Genomic DNA, 4,906 nt, shown 5'->3' on the forward strand with positions numbered 1-4,906 from the left:
CGTGCAAGAGCACTGACGGCACGATCACGATGTCGGTGCTCGCCACGGTGTCGACCGAGCGCTGCACCTGCATCAGCACGCCGCTGGCCAGCTCGATCGGGCCCACCGCCTCACCCACGGGAAGGAGCACGTCGACATTCATGGGCGGCAGTATCTCGCGCGGATTGCACAATGACACCGCATGTTCAGCCTGATCCGCCTCACCCTCCAGCGTGCCCGCAAGGAGCGCCTGCCGCAGGTGGCTGGCAGCCTGACCTTCACCACGCTGCTGTCCATCGTGCCCTTCATTGCGGTGAGCTTCGCGCTGTTCACGCGCTTTCCCGTGTTCCAGCGATTCGAAGCGGCGCTCGAAGAGCACCTGCTGAAGAGCCTGCTGCCGGCCGACATTGCGCGCACGGTGCTGAAGTACCTGCACCAGTTCGCGGTCAACGCCAACAGCCTTACCCTGGTGGGCTCCTTGTTCCTGCTGGCCGCCGCACTCGCGCTGCTGCTCACGATCGAGAACGCGTTCAACCAGATCTGGGGCGTGAAGAAAAATCGCCCGCTGCTCAAGCGCGTGGCGCTGTATGCGCTGGTGCTCGCGGTGGGGCCGCCGGCGCTCGGCGTGAGCCTGTGGGCAAGTTCGTATGTGTTGGGTATGTCGATGGGCTGGCTCGGCAGCTTGCCGCCGTCGGCCAGGTTTGTGCTGACCCTGTGCCCGGCGCTGCTGAGCTGGGTGGGCCTCGCCTGCCTGTTCCACTTCGTGCCCAACACCAGGGTGCGCTGGCACCACGCCATCGTGGGTGGCTTGCTCGCGAGCGTCGCGCTCGAGCTCGGCAAGCGTGGCTTTGCGGCCTACCTGATCAAGATCCCCACCTACCAGGCGGTGTACGGCGCGTTTGCGGTGTTCCCGGTGTTCTTGTTGTGGATGTACTTCTCCTGGCTGGTGACGCTCGCGGCAGCGCTGGTCACGGCCAACCTCGCACGCGGGGCGCCGCGCGCTGGGTGACGCGCGGTAACAGCGCAGCCAGGTTCTGGCACATGTCCTGCTAGTCATCTTGCATACAAGAAGGCATGCACTAGATAAGGGCGCTACGCGATGACTGAACCCAGAACCCTGGCCGAGCTGCAGCAAGCCCTGCGGGCAGGCACCATGACGGTGCGGCAGTTGATGCTGCGTTTTCTGGCCGAGCAGTCGCGGCAAGCCAAGGAAGCGTGGATCTCGCTGCTGGGTGAGGAGGCGCTGATGGCCCAGGCCGACGCCTGCGACGCGCGCCTGTTGAGCCTCGGCCCGGCGGTGTTCGAGACGCAACCCTTGCTCGGCATTCCCTTCGGTGTCAAAGACAACATCGACGTGGCCGGGCTGTCCACCACCGCCGCGTGCAAGAGCTTCGCCACCGGCGCGGCGACCGCGCACGCCACGGTGGTGCAGAGACTGGTCGATGCGGGCGCGATCGCGGTCGGCAAGACCAACCTCGACCAGTTCGCCACCGGCCTGGTGGGCACGCGCTCGCCGTATGGCGCGGTGCCCAACAGCTTCGACCCCACCCGGGTGAGCGGCGGCTCCAGCTCAGGCTCGGCTTATGCGGTGGCGATGGGCCAGGTGCCGTTTGCACTGGGCACCGACACCGCCGGCTCGGGCCGCATACCGGCCGGCTTCAACAACCTCGTGGGGCTCAAACCCACGCCGGGGCGTGTGGGCACCGGCGGGCTGCTGCCGGCCTGTCGCAGCATCGACTGCGTGTCGGTGCTGGCACTCACGGTCGACGACGCGGCCCGTGTGCTCGCGGTGATCGAAGGGCCCGATGCGAGCGACGCCTACAGCCAGTTCGAGCCCGGCCCGGCGCGCTTGAAGCCAGTGCTGCGCGTGGGCATCCCGTCGCGGCCGGTGTTCACCGGCCCGCAAGGCGAAGGCGGGTACCGCGCGATGTTTGCCAAGGCCGCCGCGCACGTGCAGGCGCTGGGCCACGAAGTGGTGCCGCTCGACTTCTCGCTGCTGCACGACACCGCCGAGCTCTTGTATGGCGGGCCATGGGTGGCCGAGCGCCACGCGGTGGTGCAAAAGCTGCTCGACCAGAATCCGCAGGCCTTCGACCCGTCGGTGCGCAGCATCGTCGAAAGCGCCCGCAGCTTCAGCGCCACCGATGCGTTTCGCGGCCTCTACAAGCTGCGCACCGCGCAGTGCGATACAAAAGCCATTTGGGAACAGGTCGACGTGCTGATGACGCCCACCGCACCCGGCCACCCGACCCTGGCCGAGCTGGCCGCCGACCCGCTCGGCGCCAACGGGCAGCTCGGCGCGTACACCAACTTCGTCAACCTGCTCGGCTGGTGCGCACTCGCCCTGCCCTTCGGCTTCACCGACGGTGGCCTGCCGTTCGGCGTGACCTTCATTGCGCCCGCCAACCACGACACCGCGTTGGCGCACTTCGGTGCCGGCTGGCAAGCCCAGCTCGACCTGCCGCTGGGCGCGCTCGGGCGCCACGGGGGCATCAGCCCCGTGCTCACCCACACCCCGGCCGCCGCGCCCACGCTTGCGATCGCGGTCGTGGGCGCGCACCTGAGCGGCCTGCCGCTCAACAGCCAGCTCAACGAGCGCGGCGCGCGGCTTCGCGAAGCCACCAGCACTGCGCCGCAGTACCGCTTTTTCGCGCTGCCCGGCACCAAGCCGCCCAAACCCGGGCTGCTGCGTGTGGCGACTGGCGGCGCAGCGATTGCCGTCGAAGTCTGGGACGTGCCAGTCGCCGCCCTTGGCTCCTTTCTTGCACTGATCCCCGCACCTCTGGGCCTGGGCAGCGTGACGCTGGCAGACGGCAGCTCGGTGCACGGTTTCATCTGCGAAGCATGGGCGTTGGAAGGCGCCACAGACATCACGTCGTTCGGCGGCTGGCGGGCCTATCTCGCCTCGCTCCAGTCGCCTCGCTGAACCCCTCGCGCCCGCCACCCCGATCCCTACTTTTTACCCGGAGACCTTCACATGAGCAGCGACAAGACCTTCAACCTTCGCCGACGCAGCCTGGTCACCGCGGGCGCTGCGCTCGCCCTGGGCGCACCGGCGGTGCTGCGGGCACAAGCCGGCCCCAAGATCCGCATCGGCTACTGGCCCATCGCGGCTGGCCTGCCCTTCTATTCGGCCATCGAACTCGGCTACTTCAAGGAAGCCGGCCTCGATGTGGAGGCGCTCAAGTTCGCAGGCGCCCAGCAGGTGATGGAAGCGGTGTTGTCGGGCCGCGCCGACGGCACGTCGAACGGCACCGGCTCGGCCAACATCGCCATCGGCGAGATCGCCCAGCCCGGCACCTTCAAGATCTTCTGCTCCAACCCGAGCAACGTGAAAAACGTGCTCGACGAAGTGATCGTGCCGGTGGCCAGCCCCGCCAAGGTGATGGCCGACCTGAAGGGCAAGCGCATCGCCTCCGGCCCCGGCATCCAGAACGTGACGCTCGCCAAGACAGTGCTCGAGCGTGGCGGTGCCACCGGCGCCACCGTGGTCGAGCTGCCGATCGGCCAGCACGTGGCCGCACTCGCGGCAGGCCAGGTGGATGGCGCCTACACGCTCGAGCCCACCGGCACCATCGGCCGCATGAACGGCACCACCCGCGTGCTCGAACCCGGCGTGATTGCCCGCTACATCCTGGGCGACCCGATGGCGCCGTGGTTCGGCGGCTCGGCCTCGCTGTCGTCGGAGTTCATCAAGAAGCACCCCGAGGTCGCGAAGAAGTTCATCACCGCCTACGGCAAGGGCGTGACCTATGTGCGCAACAAATCGGTCGAGGCACGCCAGTACCTCAAGGGCTACACCGCGATCGAAGGCGCGTTGACCAGCGAAGTGCCGCTGGCCGCCTACACCATGTACAACGAGTTCACGCCCGCCGACGTGGCGCACTTCCAGAAGTTCTTCGATCTGTTCGCCGAGAAGGGCATCTTCTCGTCGCGCCTGATGGTCGACTCGATGCTCTACAAGGGCTGAACTGATGACTGCCCCCACGTTTGCCGCTTCGCGGCTGCACTGCCCCCCAGGGGGGCGCGTGTCGCCTTGGGGCGGCCCGGCGGCGACACCATGAGCGCCATCCCCTCGACGACGGCGGCGCCGACCGCCAAGCCCTGGTCGCCACCGTCCGCCAACGCGCCTGCGGCGGTGCCCCGGAAGCCGAGCTGGGACAAGGCCCTGCCTTTCATCGGGCCGATCGTGCTCTTCATCGTGTGGGACCTGGCGGTGCGTCTCGGCTTCATCAAGGCCATCTTGCTGCCGCCACCGATGGCGGCGCTCGGTGCGTTGTTCAGCGGCCTGGCCGGCGGCCCATTGCTGACCGACTTTGCCGTCACCGTGTGGCGCACGGTGCAGGCCTTCCTGATCGCCGCTGCCGTGGGCATGCCGCTCGGTGTGTTGCTCGGCAGCTCGGAGAAGGCTTACCGCAGCGTCGAGTTTTTGATCGACTTCTTTCGCTCCACGCCCTCGTCGGCGCTGATCCCGCTGTTCCTGATGATCTTCGGCGTGTCAGACGTCAACAAGGTCGCCATCGCCGCCTTTGGCGCGCTTCTGATCGTGGTGTTCAACAGCGCGTACGGGGTGATCAACGCCCGCAAGCAGCGCGTGATGGCCGCCAAGGTGATGGGAGCCTCGCGCTGGCAGGTGTTCAAGGACGTGCTCATCTGGGAAAGCCTGCAGCCGAGTTTCGTCGGCCTGCGCTCGGCGGTATCGATGGCGCTCGTGATCGTGATCGTGGCCGAGATGTTCATCGGCGCCGACAGTGGCCTGGGCAACCGCATCATCAACTCGCAGCAAGTGATGAACGTGAAAGACATGTACGCCAGCATCCTGGCCGCCGGTGCGCTCGGTTATGCGCTCAACGTGCTCTTCTTGTTACTAGAGCGTCGCATTGTTCACTGGAGCGGAAGATGAACGCAGTGTTGAACGGCCCCGTGT

At 67.2% G+C, this 4,906-nt stretch carries 4 protein-coding genes; all 4 read left to right on the top strand.

Going from position 1 to position 4,906, the window contains the following annotated elements:
* Positions 1–181 precede the first annotated feature (181 nt).
* The 4 genes from RMO40_RS22800 (at position 182) to RMO40_RS22815 (ending at position 4,882) form a co-directional block, all read left to right on the top strand.
* Entirely contained in the window at positions 182–988 is an 807-nt protein-coding gene (locus tag RMO40_RS22800; protein ID WP_309725890.1) for a YihY family inner membrane protein, read from the top strand.
* 90 nt (positions 989–1,078) lie between these two features.
* Complete coding sequence (atzF, locus tag RMO40_RS22805) at positions 1,079–2,905, top strand: allophanate hydrolase (RefSeq protein WP_309725891.1); 1,827 nt, start codon at positions 1,079–1,081, stop codon at positions 2,903–2,905.
* 51 nt (positions 2,906–2,956) lie between these two features.
* On the top strand, positions 2,957–3,949 hold the full coding sequence (locus RMO40_RS22810; RefSeq protein ID WP_309725892.1) for an ABC transporter substrate-binding protein: 993 nt from the start codon (positions 2,957–2,959) through the stop codon (positions 3,947–3,949).
* A gap of 90 nt (positions 3,950–4,039) precedes the next feature.
* The gene (locus tag RMO40_RS22815; protein ID WP_309725893.1) at positions 4,040–4,882 is read left to right on the top strand and encodes an ABC transporter permease subunit; all 843 of its coding nucleotides are present in this window, start codon (positions 4,040–4,042) and stop codon (positions 4,880–4,882) included.
* The last annotated feature ends 24 nt before the right edge of the window (positions 4,883–4,906 follow it).

Origin of the sequence: Rhizobacter sp., assembly GCF_031412075.1 — a bacterium.
In the GTDB taxonomy this organism is placed as follows: domain Bacteria; phylum Pseudomonadota; class Gammaproteobacteria; order Burkholderiales; family Burkholderiaceae_C; genus Rhizobacter.